The organism is [Phormidium] sp. LEGE 05292 (genome assembly GCF_015207735.1).
In the GTDB taxonomy this organism is placed as follows: Bacteria; Cyanobacteriota; Cyanobacteriia; order Cyanobacteriales; family Aerosakkonemataceae; genus Floridanema.
On record NZ_JADEWG010000046.1, the window covers coordinates 25,798 to 44,177 of the forward strand.

At 40.0% G+C, this 18,380-nt stretch carries 17 protein-coding genes; 10 read left to right on the forward strand and 7 right to left on the reverse strand.

The features are described from left to right. Window positions 1-209: 209 nt before the first annotated feature. The 5 genes from pstS (at window position 210) to psb27 (ending at window position 5,429) form a co-directional block, all read left to right on the forward strand. Window positions 210-1,631, forward strand: a complete 1,422-nt coding sequence (gene pstS / locus IQ264_RS14875) for a phosphate ABC transporter substrate-binding protein PstS (RefSeq protein ID WP_193981568.1) — start codon at window positions 210-212, stop codon at window positions 1,629-1,631. Between the two features lie 147 nt (window positions 1,632-1,778). Beyond that, window positions 1,779-2,735 (forward strand): phosphate ABC transporter permease subunit PstC, encoded by a 957-nt coding sequence (pstC, locus tag IQ264_RS14880; protein WP_193981569.1) that lies wholly within the window; start codon window positions 1,779-1,781, stop codon window positions 2,733-2,735. Between the two features lie 80 nt (window positions 2,736-2,815). After that, a complete protein-coding gene (pstA, locus tag IQ264_RS14885; RefSeq protein ID WP_193981570.1) occupies window positions 2,816-3,733 on the forward strand; it encodes a phosphate ABC transporter permease PstA in 918 nt (305 codons plus the stop codon). A 325-nt stretch (window positions 3,734-4,058) separates the two neighbouring features. Beyond that, window positions 4,059-4,877, forward strand: coding sequence for a phosphate ABC transporter ATP-binding protein PstB (gene pstB / locus IQ264_RS14890; protein WP_193981571.1), 819 nt, complete (start codon window positions 4,059-4,061; stop codon window positions 4,875-4,877). A gap of 156 nt (window positions 4,878-5,033) precedes the next feature. Beyond that, window positions 5,034-5,429: a photosystem II protein Psb27 gene (gene psb27, locus IQ264_RS14895; protein WP_193981572.1), complete on the forward strand. Its 396-nt coding sequence runs from the start codon at window positions 5,034-5,036 to the stop codon at window positions 5,427-5,429. A gap of 178 nt (window positions 5,430-5,607) precedes the next feature. Here psb27 and IQ264_RS14900 read toward each other — a convergent pair whose 3' ends face one another. Next, the gene (locus IQ264_RS14900; RefSeq protein WP_193981573.1) at window positions 5,608-6,678 is read right to left on the reverse strand and encodes an adenosine deaminase; all 1,071 of its coding nucleotides are present in this window, start codon (window positions 6,676-6,678) and stop codon (window positions 5,608-5,610) included. A 150-nt stretch (window positions 6,679-6,828) separates the two neighbouring features. On the opposite strand from IQ264_RS14900, the gene IQ264_RS14905 reads away from it, so the two are divergent. Beyond that, window positions 6,829-7,218 (forward strand): DUF2358 domain-containing protein, encoded by a 390-nt coding sequence (locus tag IQ264_RS14905; RefSeq protein WP_193981574.1) that lies wholly within the window; start codon window positions 6,829-6,831, stop codon window positions 7,216-7,218. 42 nt (window positions 7,219-7,260) lie between these two features. Next, a complete protein-coding gene (locus IQ264_RS14910) occupies window positions 7,261-8,442 on the forward strand; it encodes a TRC40/GET3/ArsA family transport-energizing ATPase (RefSeq protein ID WP_193981575.1) in 1,182 nt (393 codons plus the stop codon). A 161-nt stretch (window positions 8,443-8,603) separates the two neighbouring features. Here the strand turns inward: IQ264_RS14910 and IQ264_RS14915 are convergent, their stop codons facing one another. Next, the gene (locus tag IQ264_RS14915) at window positions 8,604-9,254 is read right to left on the reverse strand and encodes a lysophospholipid acyltransferase family protein (protein ID WP_193981576.1); all 651 of its coding nucleotides are present in this window, start codon (window positions 9,252-9,254) and stop codon (window positions 8,604-8,606) included. An 81-nt stretch (window positions 9,255-9,335) separates the two neighbouring features. Between IQ264_RS14915 and IQ264_RS14920 the strand changes: the two genes are divergently transcribed. Continuing rightward, the gene (locus IQ264_RS14920; RefSeq protein WP_193981577.1) at window positions 9,336-10,622 is read left to right on the forward strand and encodes a cyanophycinase; all 1,287 of its coding nucleotides are present in this window, start codon (window positions 9,336-9,338) and stop codon (window positions 10,620-10,622) included. Between the two features lie 223 nt (window positions 10,623-10,845). On the opposite strand, the gene IQ264_RS14925 is transcribed toward IQ264_RS14920, so the two are convergent. Beyond that, the gene (locus IQ264_RS14925) at window positions 10,846-11,439 is read right to left on the reverse strand and encodes an REP-associated tyrosine transposase (protein ID WP_193981578.1); all 594 of its coding nucleotides are present in this window, start codon (window positions 11,437-11,439) and stop codon (window positions 10,846-10,848) included. 351 nt (window positions 11,440-11,790) lie between these two features. Then, complete coding sequence (locus IQ264_RS14930) at window positions 11,791-12,576, reverse strand: DUF1995 family protein (protein ID WP_193981579.1); 786 nt, start codon at window positions 12,574-12,576, stop codon at window positions 11,791-11,793. Between the two features lie 83 nt (window positions 12,577-12,659). Here IQ264_RS14930 and IQ264_RS14935 point away from each other — a divergent pair, with 83 nt between their 5' ends. Further along, window positions 12,660-13,988, forward strand: coding sequence for a TAXI family TRAP transporter solute-binding subunit (locus IQ264_RS14935; RefSeq protein WP_193981580.1), 1,329 nt, complete (start codon window positions 12,660-12,662; stop codon window positions 13,986-13,988). Window positions 13,989-14,032: 44 nt separating this feature from the next. Here the strand turns inward: IQ264_RS14935 and IQ264_RS14940 are convergent, their stop codons facing one another. From IQ264_RS14940 to IQ264_RS14950, 3 genes are all read right to left on the reverse strand, one after another. Continuing rightward, window positions 14,033-14,659 carry a tetratricopeptide repeat protein gene (locus IQ264_RS14940; RefSeq protein WP_193981581.1) on the reverse strand — a complete coding sequence of 209 codons (627 nt, stop codon included), beginning with the start codon at window positions 14,657-14,659 and terminating at the stop codon, window positions 14,033-14,035. A 57-nt stretch (window positions 14,660-14,716) separates the two neighbouring features. Continuing rightward, window positions 14,717-15,883: a cysteine desulfurase family protein gene (locus IQ264_RS14945; protein WP_193981582.1), complete on the reverse strand. Its 1,167-nt coding sequence runs from the start codon at window positions 15,881-15,883 to the stop codon at window positions 14,717-14,719. 197 nt (window positions 15,884-16,080) lie between these two features. Further along, window positions 16,081-16,461, reverse strand: coding sequence for a DUF7682 family zinc-binding protein (locus IQ264_RS14950; protein ID WP_193981583.1), 381 nt, complete (start codon window positions 16,459-16,461; stop codon window positions 16,081-16,083). A 210-nt stretch (window positions 16,462-16,671) separates the two neighbouring features. On the opposite strand from IQ264_RS14950, the gene IQ264_RS14955 reads away from it, so the two are divergent. Continuing rightward, the gene (locus IQ264_RS14955) at window positions 16,672-18,342 is read left to right on the forward strand and encodes a DUF655 domain-containing protein (protein WP_193981584.1); all 1,671 of its coding nucleotides are present in this window, start codon (window positions 16,672-16,674) and stop codon (window positions 18,340-18,342) included. Window positions 18,343-18,380: the final 38 nt, after the last annotated feature.

Sequence of the window (18,380 nt, forward strand, 5' to 3'; positions counted from 1 at the left end):
AAGTTAATAACAGCGTTTCTCTCACACTTAACCCTCTACTACTAAAAAGTCAGTTTATCCCAGAAATATCATCTCACAAGTTAACGAGTAGCAAACTGTTTTACTTTTTCCTCACCCAAACGGAGGAATCTTTGATGTTAACCTTATCTTTACCATAAAGAGCTATGCTGCAAAGGGTTTTTAACAAAAAAAGCTGAAAATTTACCCGAATGATTTTACGTCTTACTCTCACCAATCCCAAGACTGTAGCTGCTGCCCTTTCTGGAGTAGCTTTGACCATTAGCTTAAGTTCTTGTGGCCCATCACAAACCACACCAACAGCCACTCAAACCACTCCTGCTGCTCCCAATGCTAGCCCAGCAGTAGCACCAGGAACACCTACCACCACCACTCCATCCAGACTCGACCTAACGCAAAACGTCCTACTCTCAGGTGCAGGCGCATCTTTCCCCGCACCCTTGTATCAAAGTTGGTTTGCACAGTTCAATAAAATCAATCCCAAAGCTAGAATCAACTACCAGTCAGTTGGTAGTGGTGCAGGTGTCCAACAGTTTATTAACAAAACAGTAGACTTTGGCGCTAGCGATGTCGCCATGACCGACGAAGAACTAGCAAAAGTTCAAGGCGGCGCACTCATGCTACCAGTAACCGCAGGTGGCATCGTCTTAGCTTACAACGCACCCGGAGTAGAAAACTTAAAACTATCCCGAAATGTTTTAGCAGACATCTTTTTGGGGAATATCAAGACTTGGAATGACCCCAAAATTGCCGAAGCTAACCCAGGCGTAACCCTACCTAACTCACCCATCACAGTAGTTTATCGTGCTGATGGTAGCGGAACCACAGGCATATTCACCAAATATTTGAGCGCCATTAGTCCCACTTGGAAATCGAAAGTCGGTGACGGTAAAACAGTATCTTGGCCGACAGGTGTAGGTGCCAAAGGTAACGAAGGTGTGACTGCTCAAATAGCCCAAACAGCAGGCTCCATTGGTTACATTGAATACGGTTACGCCAAACAAAATAATCTCAAATTCGCCACTTTAGAAAATAAAGCAGGCAATTACGTTACATACAATGAACAAACAGCTTCTAGTGCTTTAGACTCAGTACAACTACCAGAAAACTTACGAGCCTTCATTGTTGACCCAGAAGGTACAGACTCTTACCCCATAGTCAGCTATACCTGGTTGCTAGTCTATCCGAAATATCCAGATGCAGCCAAAGCCAAAACTATGGAAGCAATGGTGGAATATGCTTTGACTGAAGGACAAAAAATTGCTCCTCAGTTAGGTTATATTGCTCTGCCACCAAAAGTTGCTTCTAAAGTAGCTACCGTTGCTCAGGCAATTAGCCCAGATTACAACATTGCGGTTGCTCCTCCAGCAGGAACTCCAGATACAACTGCTGCTAGTCCAGGTGCAACAACTCCGGGTGCAACTACCGTCACTCCGAGTACAGCTAGTCCTGAAGCAGCTACCACCACTCCTGGTGCAACGACTCCAGATACTACTACCACCACTCCTGGTGCAACGACTCCAGATACTACTACCACCACTCCTGGTGCAACGACTCCAGATACTACTACCACTACTCCTGGTGCAACTCCCACACCAGCTACTACTCCTTAGTTACTAGCAATCAATCTTGCTACTAAAATTACTTAAGGTGAAGGTAGTCAAATTGTATTTAGCAGCATTACAAAAAATGCTGAATCTATTAAAGTTCGCTCTCTCATTTGTCAATTTTTCTTTCATAAATCTTTCATCAGAGCAATCATGAGTAGCACAGGAGCAAAGGAAAATTCTGGTATTTTCCAACCACCTACAGCCTTAGATAAAAGGTTAGATAGTGGGTTTGTTTGGTTAACTCGTTTATTTGCGTTAGGAATTGCAGTTTTATTGCTGTGGATAGCATTTCAGGTAGCTAAAGATGCTTTACCAGCAATCCAAGCTTTTGGACTGGGATTCATTTTTCAAAGTGCTTGGAATCCAGTCACAAATCAGTTTGGGGTATTACCTCAAATTTATGGAACCCTAGTTACTGCTTTCATTGCTTTACTGATAGCTGTGCCAGTTGGAGTGGGTACAGCAGTAATTTTGAGCGAGAATTTTTTGCCACTTAAAGTTCGCACAATTCTAGTATTTTTGGTAGAACTACTAGCAGCAATTCCTAGTGTAGTTTATGGGATTTGGGGAATTTTTGTGGTAATTCCCTTGCTGCGAAGTACTCTAGGGGCATGGTTATATAGTTGGTTTGGTTGGTTTCCGTTGTTTAGCACTCCTTTAGCTGGCCCTGGTATTCTACCAGCGTCTTTGGTATTAGCAATTATGGTTTTGCCAATCATTACTGCTATCTCCCGTGATGCTTTAACTTCTCTGCCTCCTGATTTACGTCAAGCTTCTTTGGGTTTAGGTGCTACGAGATGGGAAACTATTCTCCAAGTGCTGATTCCCGCAGCAATTTCTGGTATTGTTGGGGGCGTGATGTTGGCGCTGGGTCGGGCTATGGGAGAAACAATGGCAATCACGATGTTAATTGGTAATGCTAATACGATTAATACCTCTTTGTTAGCGCCAGGAAATACGATTGCTTCGCTGTTGGCAAGTCAATTTGCTGAAGCTAGTGGGTTGCAAGTTTCAGCTTTAATGTATGCAGCTTTAGTGCTGTTTATTTTGACGTTGATAGTCAACATTTTCGCTGATTTAATTGTGCAAAGAGTGAAGCGAATTTAGTTTTGATGATAGCTGGTTCATGAGAAATTAAAATAATCCAAACTACTCAAATAATTGCCGCAAATTTAGAGATTGAAATTATGACCCGGAGTTACCCAGAAAAGGATTCTTCTTTTGATAGCAGTGGTTTGGTACGTGCCAATTTTTCTTCCCGGACTTTGTTTAATAACATGATGACAGGGGTGGCATTTCTTCTTGCTGCTATGGCAGTTATACCTTTGTTTGCTGTACTTATTTATGTGACTGTACAAGGTATAACTAGTATTTCTCCTAGTGTATTTGTGGAATTGCCACCGCCGCCAATGGTAGAAGGTGGAGGTTTTGGAAATGCGATTCTGGGCACAGTTATGATGGTGGGAATTGGGGCGTTAATTAGCGTTCCTTTTGGCGTAATGGCATCAATTTATTTGACGGAATTTAGTACGGGAAAAGTTTCCCGTTGGGTGAGATTTGCAACTAATATTCTTAGTGGTGTTCCTTCGATTATTGCTGGGGTGTTTGCTTACGCTGCTGTGGTTTTGACTTTTACGACTTTGGGATGGGGTTCTTATTCTCCCATTGCAGGTGGTATTGCTTTGTCAGTGTTAATGTTGCCGATTATTGTCAGAACTACTGATGAAGCGTTACAGTTGGTGCCAAAAGATGTACGCCAAGCTGCTGTGGGTTTGGGTGCAACTAAATTTCAAACTGTTTGGGGTGTGGTTTTACCTGCTGCTGTTCCGGCAATTGTCACAGGTACTACGTTAGCAGTGGCGCGTGCGGCGGGAGAAACTGCGCCTTTGTTGTTTACGGCTTTGTTCTCACAATTTTGGCCGCAACTTTGGCCGCCAGATGCGTTCTTGCAACCAACTGCTTCTTTGGCGGTGCTAGTATATAATTTTGCGATCGTACCTTTCAAAAATCAACAACAATTGGCTTGGGCAGCTTCTTTAATTCTGGTGTTGTTGGTGTTAATTACTAGTATCATTACTCGTTACGTTACCAGTAGGAAAGCTTAAGGTAAATATGTCTAATACGCAAGGCAATGATAGCTAGGAGGGAAATAATTCACAATAAAATCATCACCCATAACATAAAATTAATATTAGATGTCGGAAATCTGCCTTAAGATATAGGTGAAGGAACTCTAAGTTAAGTAACGAACAGTAAAAATTCACCAAAAAAAGTCTGTGTTGTGATTGTTGCTTCTTGGCTGACGAGTAGACAAGAAGCATCTTGAAGAAATGAAGATTCATTGCTGGAAAATGAAACCCGCAGAGTAAATTATTCCAGCGTCCGCAAAACATATTATTTGACGAATGTATCCAAACAAAACAGGTGTATATGCGTTCTAATCCAAAAACCAATCCCCAAACAGTTAAATCTACTGACAGTGTTTTTCAAGTGCGTAATGCAAATATTTATTATGGCAGTTTCTTAGCTGTGCGGGATGTCGTGATGGATATTCCCAGAAATCAGATTACGGCTTTTATTGGCCCTTCTGGTTGTGGTAAAAGTACGTTGCTACGCTGCTTTAATCGACTGAATGATTTAATTGACAGTTTCCGATTGGAAGGTGCTATTACTTACAATGGCAGGAATCTTTACGATAGTAATATTGACCCTGTGGAAGTGCGTCGTCGGATTGGTATGGTGTTTCAAAAAGCCAATCCTTTTCCGAAATCAATTTATGACAATATTGCCTTTGGCCCACGTTTAAACCGATATAAAGGTGATATGGATGAGTTGGTAGAACGATCGCTCAGAGGAGCAGCTTTATGGGATGAAGTTAAAGATAAACTGAGACAAAGTGGGTTATCTTTATCTGGTGGTCAACAACAACGTTTGTGTATTGCTCGTGCGATCGCAGTGCAACCAGAAGTTATTCTAATGGATGAACCTTGCTCGGCACTTGACCCGATTTCTACCTTGCGGGTTGAAGATTTGCTCCATGAATTAAAACAGCAATATACAATTATTATCGTTACCCATAATATGCAGCAAGCATCACGGGTTTCCGATCGCACTGCCTTTTTTAATGTGCAACTTTCCGAAAAAGGTGGACGCACAGGTTATTTAGTTGAGTACGACAACACCGAATCCATTTTCCAAAGTCCCAAAGAAGAATCTACTCGTGAGTATGTGAGTGGACGCTTCGGTTGATTTTTAAGAAGGCTCCAAGGCAGAAGGCTCCAAGGTAGGAGGGAAAAAAGTTGTTCCTTCCTTCTTGTCTTCGGAGTTCTAAATCAGAAAATTTTGAGTTGATGTACTCATTTCAAGATAGGATGGGACATAGCTAATCAGATCTGAAAAAGGCTTATGAAGCGTTATTTGTCCCGTCTGTTCGCCCTAGTTTTAGTTGTTACCATTGGTTTGGTAGGTTGTTCGACACCATCAGGTTTAACTGGTAAATATAGTCAGGATACCTTGGATGTAGTGGCTAGTTTGAGAAATGCGATCGAACTACCAAATGATGCACCGAATAAAGCAGCAGCACAAGCTGAAGCAAAGAAAAAAATCAATGATTTTGCTGCTCTTTACTGGCGGGATAGTTCGTTGAAAAATTTGCGCTCTTTTACCACAATGCGAACTGCATTAAACGCTTTGGGTTCACACTACGCATCCTACCCGAATCGTCCGGTTCCTGACAAGTTGAAAAACCGTTTACAAGTCGAGTTTAAACAAATCGAAACCGCCATAAACCAAGGAGCCTAAAATCTATTTTAGATTGTTTGTTGTAGCGACTTTAGTCGTAAATTCTGGAATCAAAGGACTAAAGTCCTCACAACGAACCAAATTTTTCCAAAAAAAAGAATTCTAGAAACTAAAGCTCAGAATTTTTTTCCCAACTGAGTTTCTGAATTCTATTGTTCGGGTGAAATTTTACCTCTTTTTAGTTTCGATTAACTAATTCAAATTCATTCAAATCAACATCTGCAAAATCTGAGGTTGCGGTTTGAAACAGTCCGTTTAATAAGAGGGCTGGTGGCTGTTCGTAAGGCCAAGCAAAGGCATGACGAAAAGAGGCATTTTGACAAGCTTGCAATTCCTCAAAACCGATGATGTCGTAGGTTAGCAAGTTTTCATATTCAAAGGGTAAACGGACATTATGTAAACCAGCATTATCGGTGCAAATAGCAATGTCTACACCTGCGGCGAAACAGCGATCGAAAACTACTTTGAGTTGTCGAATATCTTCCAGGTTGCCAGTTTTCAAGTAAGTCGTGGGACAAACTTCCAAACAAGTACCAGCACTTGCTAACTCACCGAGAAGTTCGGGATATAGTAAGGGAATTTGAATGCCATGTCCGATTCGCATTAAATAAGGTAAAAGTTCTGGATAACAACCTTCTTTAGTTTCGTAAAGGTGTCCAGTAGTTTTTAAACCGAGCGATCGCGCATAAGCGTATAATTCGATAAACTCGTCTAAGCGATCGGCATAATGAGCATCGCCACCTGCTAGATCGATCGCACAAACATATTGCCGTTTTTGTGCAGCTAATTCCACGATCGCCTTATTCACCTCATAAGGAAGTCGCGAGTGCATACACAAAATTTGACTCGTAACAATAGGATACTCCTTCACCTGACTAGAAATACCCACAATATCGACAATTTCAGCCATTTGGTCAATTCTTTCCGTTTGACTGAGTTTGTCAGAAGTCCGCAAAAAAGGAGTATAACGTAACTCTAAATAAGCCAGATTTTCAAAAATATAAGCGCCGCGAATTAAGCGATAAATAAAGTATGGTAAAGTTTGGGTAGTTTGCACACCTTCAACCAGAGTATGCAATTCCAAATACTCATCTAATGTATTCCGAGGTTTAGTGTAAAACTCCTCAAACTCAGAATACTCAGGAAAACGATTTGCTAAATCAGCATCACTGCGATGAAAATAGCGCCAGAGAACGCGGGGTACAACCGATCCGCCTAAGTGACGGTGTAATTCTGCATATAGAGCCACAGTAACCTCTTTAATTTCGATATAGATGAGATAGAAACTAGTTATTATTCCAATTATTAACAAATATTTCGGATTTGACCGAGCAACAGCCAGTAATTTTGCGGTTAATCAATAAATTGAGTAATAATACCCAAAAACTCTTACTCAGAAATGGACATCATCGAAATTTTGCGCCAAGACTACCAGAAATTTCCCTTAGACCAAACTTACAGTATTTACGCGGAAAACGTTTATTTCCAAGACCCGATGAATCAGTTTCACGGTGTCAAGCGGTATCAACAAATGATCGGCTTTATCCGCACTTGGTTTATTGACCCACAACTTGATTTACATGAGATTAGTCGGAAGGGAGATTTCATCGAAACTCGTTGGACGTTAAGCTGGAATACACCTTTACCTTGGAAACCTCGGATTAGCATTTCTGGGTGGAGTGAATTAAAGCTGAACTCCGATGGTTTAATCGTTTCCCATATCGACTATTGGAACTGTTCGCGGTTAGATGTTCTCAAACAGCACCTAATTCCGCAAAATAATAGATAAAGTAAATAAATGTAAACAATTCTCAGGCAACAGAGGAAAATTATGCGTTTAATTCTCATGACTGGAAAGGGAGGCGTGGGAAAAACCTCCGTCGCCGCTGCTACTGGACTGCGTTGTGCTGAACTCGGCTATCGTACCCTAGTTTTAAGTACTGACCCCGCACACTCCTTAGCAGATAGCTTTGATATGGAATTGGGACATGAACCCAGAGCAGTTCGCCCAAATTTGTGGGGTGCGGAACTGGATGCTTTGGTGGAATTGGAACAAAACTGGGGTGCGGTGAAGCGATACATCACTCACGTTTTACAAGCAAGGGGTTTGGAGGGAGTTCAGGCGGAAGAATTGGCGATTTTACCGGGGATGGATGAAATCTTCGGTTTAGTGAGAATGAAACGCCACTACGATGAGGGTGAGTACGATGTACTCATTATTGACTCTGCACCAACTGGAACTGCGCTGCGCTTACTCAGCTTACCGGAAGTTAGCGGATGGTATATGCGCCGTTTTTACAAACCGTTGCAGGGGATTTCAGTTGCACTCAGACCTTTGGTTGAGCCAATCTTTAGACCGATCGCAGGCTTTTCTTTACCTGATAAAGAAGTAATGGACGCGCCCTACGAATTTTATCAGCAAATCGAAGCACTAGAAAAAATCTTAGTTGATAATACCCAAACTTCTGTACGCTTAGTCACAAATCCTGAAAAAATGGTGATTAAGGAATCGCTACGTGCCCATGCTTACTTAAGTTTGTACAATGTTTCTACAGATTTAATAGTTGCTAATCGCATTCTTCCGGGTGAAATCCAAGACCCATTCTTCCAAAGATGGAAGGAAAACCAACAACAATATCGTCAAGAAATCCACGAAAATTTCCATCCTTTACCCGTGAAGGAAGTTCCGTTATTTTCAGAAGAAATGTGTGGTTTAGCGGCTTTGGAAAGATTGAAAGATACGTTGTATAAAGATGAAGACCCAACCCAGGTTTATTATCAAGAAACCACTGTCAAAGTTGTGCAAGACCGCAATCAATATACTTTAGAATTGTACTTGCCTGGTATTGCCAAAGACCAAGTTCAATTAAGCAAAACAGGTGATGAATTAAATATCCGCATTGGTAATCATCGTCGCAATTTGGTTTTACCTCAAGCTTTAGCAACTTTGCAACCTGCTGGTGCGAAAATGGAAGAGGATTATCTAAGAATTAGATTTGCCGATGCAGCTTAGTTGCTTATAGAAGTCCTATTTGATTTCTGAAAGGGATTTTTTTTGAACCGCTTCGCGAACGCGGTTCAAAAAAATAACGATCGCCTATCAACGAATTAATTATTGCTGGATGTTTTGAGTTGCTGCAAGATCTGAGCCTACGAATCAGGGGGGACAAATTGTTACTCACTTTTTAAACTTTCGATTAAAGAAGTTTCTAAAGCTTGTGTGAGGAGAATAGCTGTTTCTTTGTCATTTTTTTGGCGATAATCTCGACTATAAATTGGGGGATTGATGTTGATGAATACATCTGCTAAAAAGTTAGCATTAGGTTGATATTTTAAGGTAATGGGAATGATGGGAATGGAGGTGGGTTGAGGTAACTTGGCTTCTGCTTGTAAGACTAATCTCGCTAATCCTGGTTTGAGCGAGCGCAAAATTCGATCGCGCACAATTCCCCCTTCTGGAAATAACACCAATTTTTTCCCAGCTTGTAACAACTCAATTGCATTACGCATACTAGATACGGTAGGATGATTTAAATCAACCGGGAAAGCTCCCAATCTTTCAATAAACCAGCCTTGAATACCCCCGAATTGATTTGCATTAGTCATGAAAAACAGGGGTTCTCTGCTCAGTAAACTAATCAATAACGGGTCCCAACGACTATAGTGTTTCGGCGCAATTACTACAGGGCCAATCTCTGGTAAATATTCCTCTCCTTTGATGATAATTTTACCAAAGTACAAACTGAGAAAAATTCGATGAATCGGCAAAAGTGACCAATAAAGCAAAGGAGATACGTGAGGTGATAATGTAATTTTGGAACTCATTTTTAAATTAGTCAATAAGGTTATGGTATAATTTATTAAAATCTGGAATTCAATCTAATTAAACAGTAAAAATCAAGAAAAATGAATAAGCGGTCATGGTTGGTATTTGTTATATTAGCGATCGCAGTACTCATTAGAGTGATTCCTCTTAGTTTAGCAAATCCTCAAGAAACAGCAACAACTGTGAACTCATCTCCTGAACCTTCACCTTCATTAGTAATTGCTGGCGGTAATCTCCGTTACGATAATGCCGAAGTTTTCCAGAAAATCATTGAATTAGCTGGGGGAAAAGGCGCTAAAATTGCCGTTTTACCAACAGCTAGCGGTAATCCCATTAACAGCGGCAAATATTCAGTAGAAGCATTTAAAAAATATGGTGCTGAACCAATTTTCATCCCCGTTGCTGTGGAAAATATCGATGTAGATTACCGAAAAGCTGTACAAGATTCCGCTTTAATTAAAGAATTAGAAGAGTGTGAAGGAGTTTACTTTACTGGCGGTTCCCAAGAAAGAATAACTCAGGCACTTTATACTGAAACAGGGGAAAAAACCCCGCTATTAGATGCTATTTGGAAACTTTATAAAAAAGGCGGTGTAATTGCTGGAACTAGTGCAGGTGCAGCAATTATGAGTGATACCATGTTTCGCGACGCAAACAATGTATTAAGCGTTTTAAAATATGGTGTAACCGAAGGTAAAGAAATAGATAAAGGACTAGGTTTTATTGGCAACGATATTTTCATCGATCAGCATTTCTTCATTCGCGGAAGATTTGCCCGTTCCTTAGTAGTCATGAAAAAGAAAGGCTACAATTTAGGAATAGGTGTAGATGAAAATACTGCTTTAGTAGTGAAGAATAACATTGCTGAAGTCATCGGATACAAAGGCGCTTTAGTCATGGATTTATCTGCCGCCACTACTAACCCAAGTATTAAAGAGTTTAATATCAAAAATGTCAAATTAACATATTTGGATCGGGGTGACAAATTTAATTTGCAAACTAAAGAAGTGATTGTCCATCCGCTAAAATTAGCGGGAACCAAAGTAGAACCGAACAATCCCATTTATCAACCTCATTTTAATCATCAGAAATTGTATCCCGATATCTTGGCAAATACAGTTGTAGTAGATTTGATGTTTAACTTTGTTGACAACGAGCAACAAGAAGTAATTGGGTTAGCATTTACCAATATTTCCGAAGATGAAAAACCCGAATTAGGTTTTGAATTTAAGTTTAGAAAGGGAACGGATACTTTAGGATATTTTACCAGTGCTTTTGGCAGTGAAGATTACACTGTTATGAATATTTATTTGGATGTAACGCCGATTCGGATGACAGATAAATTGTATGAGTATATTTCAAGTTAAACACTGAAGTGTTTACAACAGACAGGTTCGTTGTGAGCGCTTTAGCGCTAGTTAAACACTGAAGTGTTTACAACGGACAGGTTTGTTGTCGGCGCTTTAGCGCTAGTGAAACACTGAAGTGTTTACAACGGACAGGTTTGTTGTGAGCGCTTTAGCGCTAGTGAAACACTGAAGTGTTTACAACGGACAGGTTTGTTGTCGGCGCTTCAGCGCTACTTGCTACTTACTTATCCCAGTCAATTCCGTAATCTCTTACTGGATATTCAACCCAAGCATCACGCAACCACTGTCTTCCATATTCTTGAAAATACCAGTGAACGCTACTATGAACCCAATTGTAAGGAGAATTTGCCCAATTATGTTTGACTGGGTTGTAATGAATATAATTAAGAGTTGTATAATAATGTCTTTCGGAACGAATAGCGCGATCGTTCCATTTACACCATATTTTTCGCCCAGTTATATTTTCTTCCAAATTCCATTTTCGAGATGTTGCACCATGAATTTGGCGAAATAATTCACTTAATATATCAAAATTTATTAAATGCACTAAAAGATGATAGTGATTAGGTAAAATAACCCAAGCTAAAATCTCTATATCATTAGTTATAAACTTTTCAAATATTAGATCTAGTAGTTGCTGACGGCGAGATTCAGAATTTAAATGACACTTATGTTCATAACAAGCTGATGTTAATAAATAAAGAGATCTATTCCGTACTTGATGCGGTGGGGAGTGAGGTGGAAAACCACGTTTTAAGCGATGCTCAACTAATTCAGCTTTTTGTTTTGGAGTTAATTTACGATATTCGTACATATTGTGAGTTTGTTTTTTAGTTTGTTGTGAGCGCTTTAGCGCTAGTGAAACACTGAAGTGTTTACAACGGACAGGTTTGTTGTGAGCGCTTTAGCGCTAGTGAAACACTGAAGTGTTTACAACGGACAGGTTTGTTGTGAGCGCTTTAGCGCTAGTGAAACACTAAAGTGTTTACAACGGACAGGTTTGTTGTGAGCGCTTTAGCGCTAGGGAAACACTGAAGTGTTTACAACGGACAGGTTTGTTGTCGGCGCTTTAGCGCTAGTGAAACACTGAAGTGTTTACAACGGACTTTTTATTAGTTTACCTTATTTTATTAGGGTGGAAAATTTTCCACCCTCACTCGATGAATTAGTTATTCAAGGCACGTAAAAAGCGTTGCATACTGGCAAAAATTCCGGGTTTTTTCGGTTTTGGTGCATCACCGGAATTATCACTTGTTGGTTGAGTTTCTCTCATTAAAATTTGATCGATTTCCTCACCAACTGGTTTTGTCGGTAATTCCACCAAGAGTTGATATTCGCTGTTATTTTCTAACCAAACTTGCCATAAACCAGGATAACAACGGAAAATTGCTGCACCTTGTAATGGTCGAACATAGTAACAGGAAAAGAGTGTACTAAGAAAACGCAGACGCAATTGGCGTGTACTGTAACCAATTCCTACAGTACCAGCATCTTCTAAGTGTGGGTTGAGTAAAATTACAGGTCGATCGCCAACTGCATTACAAATTTTTTCCACTTCCCCCACTTCCACAGAACTGGGATCAATTAACAGAAAAACATCATCTTCGGGAGCAATTTTATCTTGTACTGGCAATCTACCTAAACCAATATCTTCTAATTTGTAGGGAATATCTTTTCCCCAGTCGCGTCGCGCCAACGCTGCTGCACCTGCATCAGGGAAAAACACTTTCACTTGGGGACGAGTTTTTGCTTCTGCGTCTTCACTGTTTTGGAAATTAGGGAGATTGTCGAACACAGGAAGAAATTGTAGTGCGATCGACTGCGCTTGCAAGGCGATTTCGGGAAACACCATTTCGACTTGGATTCTATTTTGTCCATTTGCGATCGCTGCTAGGGTAGCTTGTTGTGCTTGTGCGATCGCTTCTTCTAAAGTTTTGGGAAGTTCCACCATAGAGGATTTGTAGCTGGGTTTTAAGTTAACTTACGATCAACAATAGTATTATTCAAAAACGCCACTAATACCATCTAAAATTCATGAGTCGTAAATTAATTGCTTCTGTTTCCATAGCTGTATTATGTTTAACGATCGCTGGCGGGACTATTTGGAACTTAATAAAACAAAAAAATAGTACGATCGAACTCAAACTTGCCACAGGTAGTAAAGGCGGAGATTACTATACTTTTGGTGAAGCGATACGCCAGGTAATTGCCAAGAATGAACCGCGCATTCAACTAAAAGTAATACCTACTAATGGTTCTGTGGAAAATATGCAACTCTTAGATGAAGGTAAAGTACAACTTGCTCTTGTCCAAAATGATACACCAGCCAAGCCTTCAGCCCGTGCTATTGCTCTAATTTATCCAGAAGTTTTCCATTTAATTGTTTCGCAAAAATCCGAAATTAAAAGCATTTTCGACCTCAAAGGTAAACGTATAGCCTTAATGCCTAAAGGCAGTGGTGCTTATAATGCTTTTTGGATTTTAGCTAAGCATTATGATTTTAAACCTACTGATTTTCAGTTGCGGGAAATGACTCCTCAACAAGCAGCATTAGCTTTGCGTAACGGTCAAGTAGATGCGATTTTTCGGACTTTGCCAATAGGTAATAGTTGGACAAGGGAATTACTGAGAACAACTCAAGCACGAATGATTCCGATCGACCAAGCAGCAGCCATGAAAATCTCTTATCCTTATTTGGTTGATAGTACAATTCCTAAAGGAACTTATAAAGCTATTCCGGCTGTTCCTGAAGATAATTTACCTACTGTTGGTGTGCAAGCAGCATTAATCACCAGTGAACAAATACCTGGCAAATTAGTTAAAGACATTACCAGTATTCTCTATGAGAATCGTCATGATTTGGTGAAAATTGAACCGAAAGCTGCTACCATTTCTCAACCAGATATAGGTCAAAATTTAGGTTTTAGTTTGCATGAAGGAGCCAGAGATTACTACGATCGCGAAAAACCCTTTTTTCTGGCTGAAAATGCTGATTATTTTGCTTTGTTGATATCAATTGCTACTTTGGTTGGTTCTGGTTTGTGGTCTTTGCGTTCCAATTTTGTAGCTAAACAAAAAAACCGTGCTGATAATTACAATTTAAAAATTTTAGCTTTAACAGAAACAGCACGCCAGACAGATAAATTAGAAGATTTGGAAAACTTACGGCAAGAATTATTCAAAATTCTTCGGCAAGTTGTGCAAGACTTAGATACCGATCGCATTTCCCCCGAAGCTTTCCAATCCTTTGCCTTTTCTTGGCAAGTAGCAATTAATACTATTCATCATAAAGAAATTATGGCAATTAATAAGTTACCTAATCCTAAAGATTTGGAACTAGAGTCATTAAATAATAATAAATAAGCAAATTTTAGATTTGAAGAGTTGAAATCTAAAATTTATTGACTTTAACAGCCTTTCATCTCTTGTCCCTTATTCGGGGGAACGATCGGCCAACTAGTTTTTAATTTACTTTCGTCTTTATTTCGGACTGCTTCAATTAACTCCATCATTTGAGCAAATTTAAATTTAAATAATCTGGCTTCTGCTAGAAAATCAGCAATTGCAGCTTGATTATAGCCCAAAAAATAATTAGCAAATCCTCTATTTTCTCGCACTAAAGGCGTAGAACTATTCAGTCTAATTGATTGGGTATAATCAGCAATAGCAGCCCGATAATTCTTCGATCGCGCATACGCAGTTCCCCGATTAGCATAAACTAAATGAGCGTTAGGAAAGTCAGGTTTGAGGCGCAAGAGAAAATTGTAATTAGCGATCGCATTTGGTAAATCTCCTAATAATACATAAGTGTTACCTCGGTAGAAATAAATGTTTGCATAGTGAGGATTGCGCCGCAAAGCTTCATAGAAGTTTGTCAAAGCACTGCCTAACTTATAATTGAAATAATCTCGCTTACCTCGACAAAAATACTGCTCTACCGAAACATTTGTAGATGAATTAGTTAACTTAGGATAAATCACCTCATTTTTCAGTAAACAATTTGAGGCAAAATAAGCTGAACAAATTGACAACATGATTACCTATTTAATTGATAGATACGGAAACCTCTACAGCAAGTGCAAAGGTAAAAACTAAACTTTAGATAAAGCTGGTTCAGGAGTCAACCTTTGTAAAACTTGCTGTAAAACCATCGCCGTCCAATCTACGTCTTCTTCAGTAGTATAACGCCCCAAAGTCAGACGAATTCCAGCTTTTGCCATTTGATTGCTGTAGCCCATTGCCAGTAGTATCGGACTAGGATTAAGTTTACCACTGTTACAAGCAGCACCAGCACTAATCCCAATTCCGGCTAAATTTAATTGCCGAACGATCGTTTTACCACTTAATTTTTTACCATCAGCATTTAGCAAACAAAAACTCACATGATGGGGTAAACGCTGCCAACGATGTCCAGTAGATTGAAGGTTTATCAAATCAGATAATTGCTCAAAAAGCCGATCGCGCAACCCGATCAATCTTGGCGTTTCTTCACTCATTTCCTGCGCCGCCAACTCCGCCGCCACACCAAAACCAGCGATAATTGGTACAGCTTGCGTTCCCGATCGCAACTTCATTTCCTGACCCCCACCACCCAACAAAGGCACCAACTCCACACCCGGACGCACATACAACGCACCCGCACCTTGAGGGCCATAAATTTTGTGACTGGAAAGGGAAAGCAAATCTACCCCTAATTTTTGCACATCGATCGGCAATCTTCCCGCCACTTGCACCGCATCAGTATGAAATAATACCCCATGAGAACGGGCAATTTCGCTCAATTTTTCAATTGATTGCAAAGTTCCCACTTCGCTTTGACCATAAATAATTGAAACTAAAACCGTGTTCGTTCGCAAAGCATTTTGCAAATCATTTGGATTCACCCAACCCCAACTATTCACAGGTAAACGAGTGATTTCCCAACCCCAACTTTCCAACAACTTTGCAGGTTCGGAAATCGCTGAATGTTCCACACTAGAAATAATAATATGTTGCGGTTGAGAATAACATCGCGCCACACCCATAATCGCCAAATTATCTGCTTCCGTACCACCAGAAGTAAAAATAATCCCATCAGCAGGCGCATTAATTAACCCTGCTACTTGCATTCTCGCTTGTTCTAATATAGTTGCTGACCTTTGCCCCCACTCATGCAAACTGGAAGGATTTCCCCACTGTTGAGTGAGGATTTGTTGCATAAGTGCGATCGCCTCTGGACGGGGCGGAGTTGTGGCGCTGTAATCTAAATAAATTTGCATATTTTTAACTCTAACAGTTTCAGAAACAACAGATTATTTAACTTTTAGAATATAACGCTGATTCCACCTTAATTTGTTTAGTTATCAATTTGTACCTAAAGACACAGAAAAAAGTTTTGAATTTTGAGTTAATAAACTTCTTCTTCCCCCCATCTCCCCATCTCCCCATCTCCCCATCTCCCCTGCTCCGAAAACCCCTAACAACCAGGTTTCTTGACGTTATAATCCTCATGAGACAAAACCTCTTGGGGAATTAACATTGTACCGCAGTCACGGCAAAGCATTCGGTAATTGCGGGTGATGGGAATACTAATGATAAAGCGATCGTAGCGCAAACGCTTTCCACCAAACTCTCGATAATCCTTATTTTCTTGTAAAGCGGCGATTACCAAACGCGCCTTAGTCACCACATGATAAGGCAAATCCCTTAAATTAATGGGGTCTTCATTAAAGGTAGACTCCCAATCTTGTTTTTCCCGCCGCTTCTGTTCCAAAATGGCGCGTATTTGGGCGCAACAATGGCAAATTTGCCCATAACCCTTATGACCACAGGGAAACAGCTTCTTTCGTCTTGCCATAAAACAACGGTGTGCCTCCTATTTGGCACCCAAAAGAGTGCCCACCTAGTTAAAGTTGTATTAATCCCAGCGAAAAAACAGCCCGATCTAAAATTACCTTGTAAATTCCCCAAAAGTCTGTAACTTAATTAATCTCTACTGATTTATCTGATGTTATTGTACTTAATAGCTGGTAACTAAAATTACCCAAAATCTTTTCTTTGGTGAGTGATGTTGCATCTACCTACCCGCAATCTCCCAAAACTTTTTCCGGCAATTGTTTTGGCATTCTTCCTCTCAGCTTGCCAAAAAGCAGTCCCCCAAACGCAAAAACTTACTCCCTTACCCCAAGATCCCTTCGTTCAGGTATATTTCAATCACGCCCAGTTACCTGAATATGTAGAATCTTACCGTCCACAAAGAAGGTCAGGAGATGACCTAGAGCAAGTTATAGTTAATACTATTGCTAATGCTAAGTCCACAGTAGATGTAGCAGTGCAAGAATTACGTTTACCTAAAATTGCCCAAGCTTTAGTTGCACGCCAAAAAGCAGGTGTAAAAGTTAGAGTAATTTTAGAAAATAATTACAGTCGTCCTTGGAGTAAGTTTACCGCAGATGAAATAGCAAAACTGCCTCCTAGAGAACAAGACCGCTACAAAGAATATCGCAAACTTGTAGACCTAAACGAAGATGAAAAATTAGATGTTGGAGAAATTAATCAGAGAGATGCTTTAGTAATTTTAGAAAATGCTAAAGTGCCAATAATTGATGACACTGCTGATGGTTCTGCTGGTAGCGGTTTAATGCACCACAAATTTGTCATTGTTGATAATCAGACATTAATTATTACTTCAGCTAATTTTACAACTTCTGATATTCACGGAGATTTGCAAAATCTTGATAGTTTAGGAAATGAGAATAATTTACTCAAAATCAATAGTCCTACATTAGCAACAGTTTTCACTGAAGAATTTAATTTGATGTGGGGTGATGGAGTCGGGGGAAAACCAGATAGTAAATTTGGGGTGAAAAAACCATTACGTCCTGCACAAACAGTAGATTTAGGAACTGTTAAAATATCTGTCCAATTTTCACCGACATCTAATACAGTACCTTGGGAACAAAGCAGCAATGGGTTAATTGGTAAAACTTTAGTTACTGCTACTGAATCGATCGATCTAGCCTTATTCGTCTTTTCCGAACAGCAATTAGCCAATATATTGGAAACAGATCGTCAGCGAGGAGTAAAAATCAAAGCTTTAATTGAGCCGGATTTCGCCTATCGTTATTATAGTGAAGGTTTGGATATGATGGGAGTAGCTTTGGTCAATGATTGTAAATACGAAATCAACAATCGACCTTGGCAAAACCCAATTAATACTGTAGGAACACCTTTGCTCAGAAAAGGCGATTTATTACATCATAAATTTGCGGTCATTGATGGAAAAATTACGATCGCAGGTTCCCACAATTGGTCAGACGCAGCAAACAGCAACAACGACGAAACATTAGTAATAATTCAAAGTCCCAAAGTAGCCGCCCATTTTCAAAGAGAATTCGATCGACTTTATGCCGACGCTCAAATTGGTTTACCAGATAGAATTAAGCAGAAAATTAAAACTCAACAGCAACAATGTCCCCAAATTGAAACAGCCTCTAAACCAGTTCAGCAAAACTCAAATTCTCCTACAGTTCCCGAAACTCAAAATCTTCCCAAAGTTAACCTAAACACCGCAACGCAACAAGAATTAGAAGCATTACCAGGAATCGGGCCAAAATTAGCTCAAGAAATTATTAAAGCAAGACAACAAAAACCTTTTACCTCCCTAGAAGATCTCGATCGCATCCCCGGCATCGGGCCAAGATTATTAGAAAAATTGAAAGACCGAGTAACTTGGTGATTGGGGAGATGGGGTGCAGGGGGGCAGAGGGGCAGAGG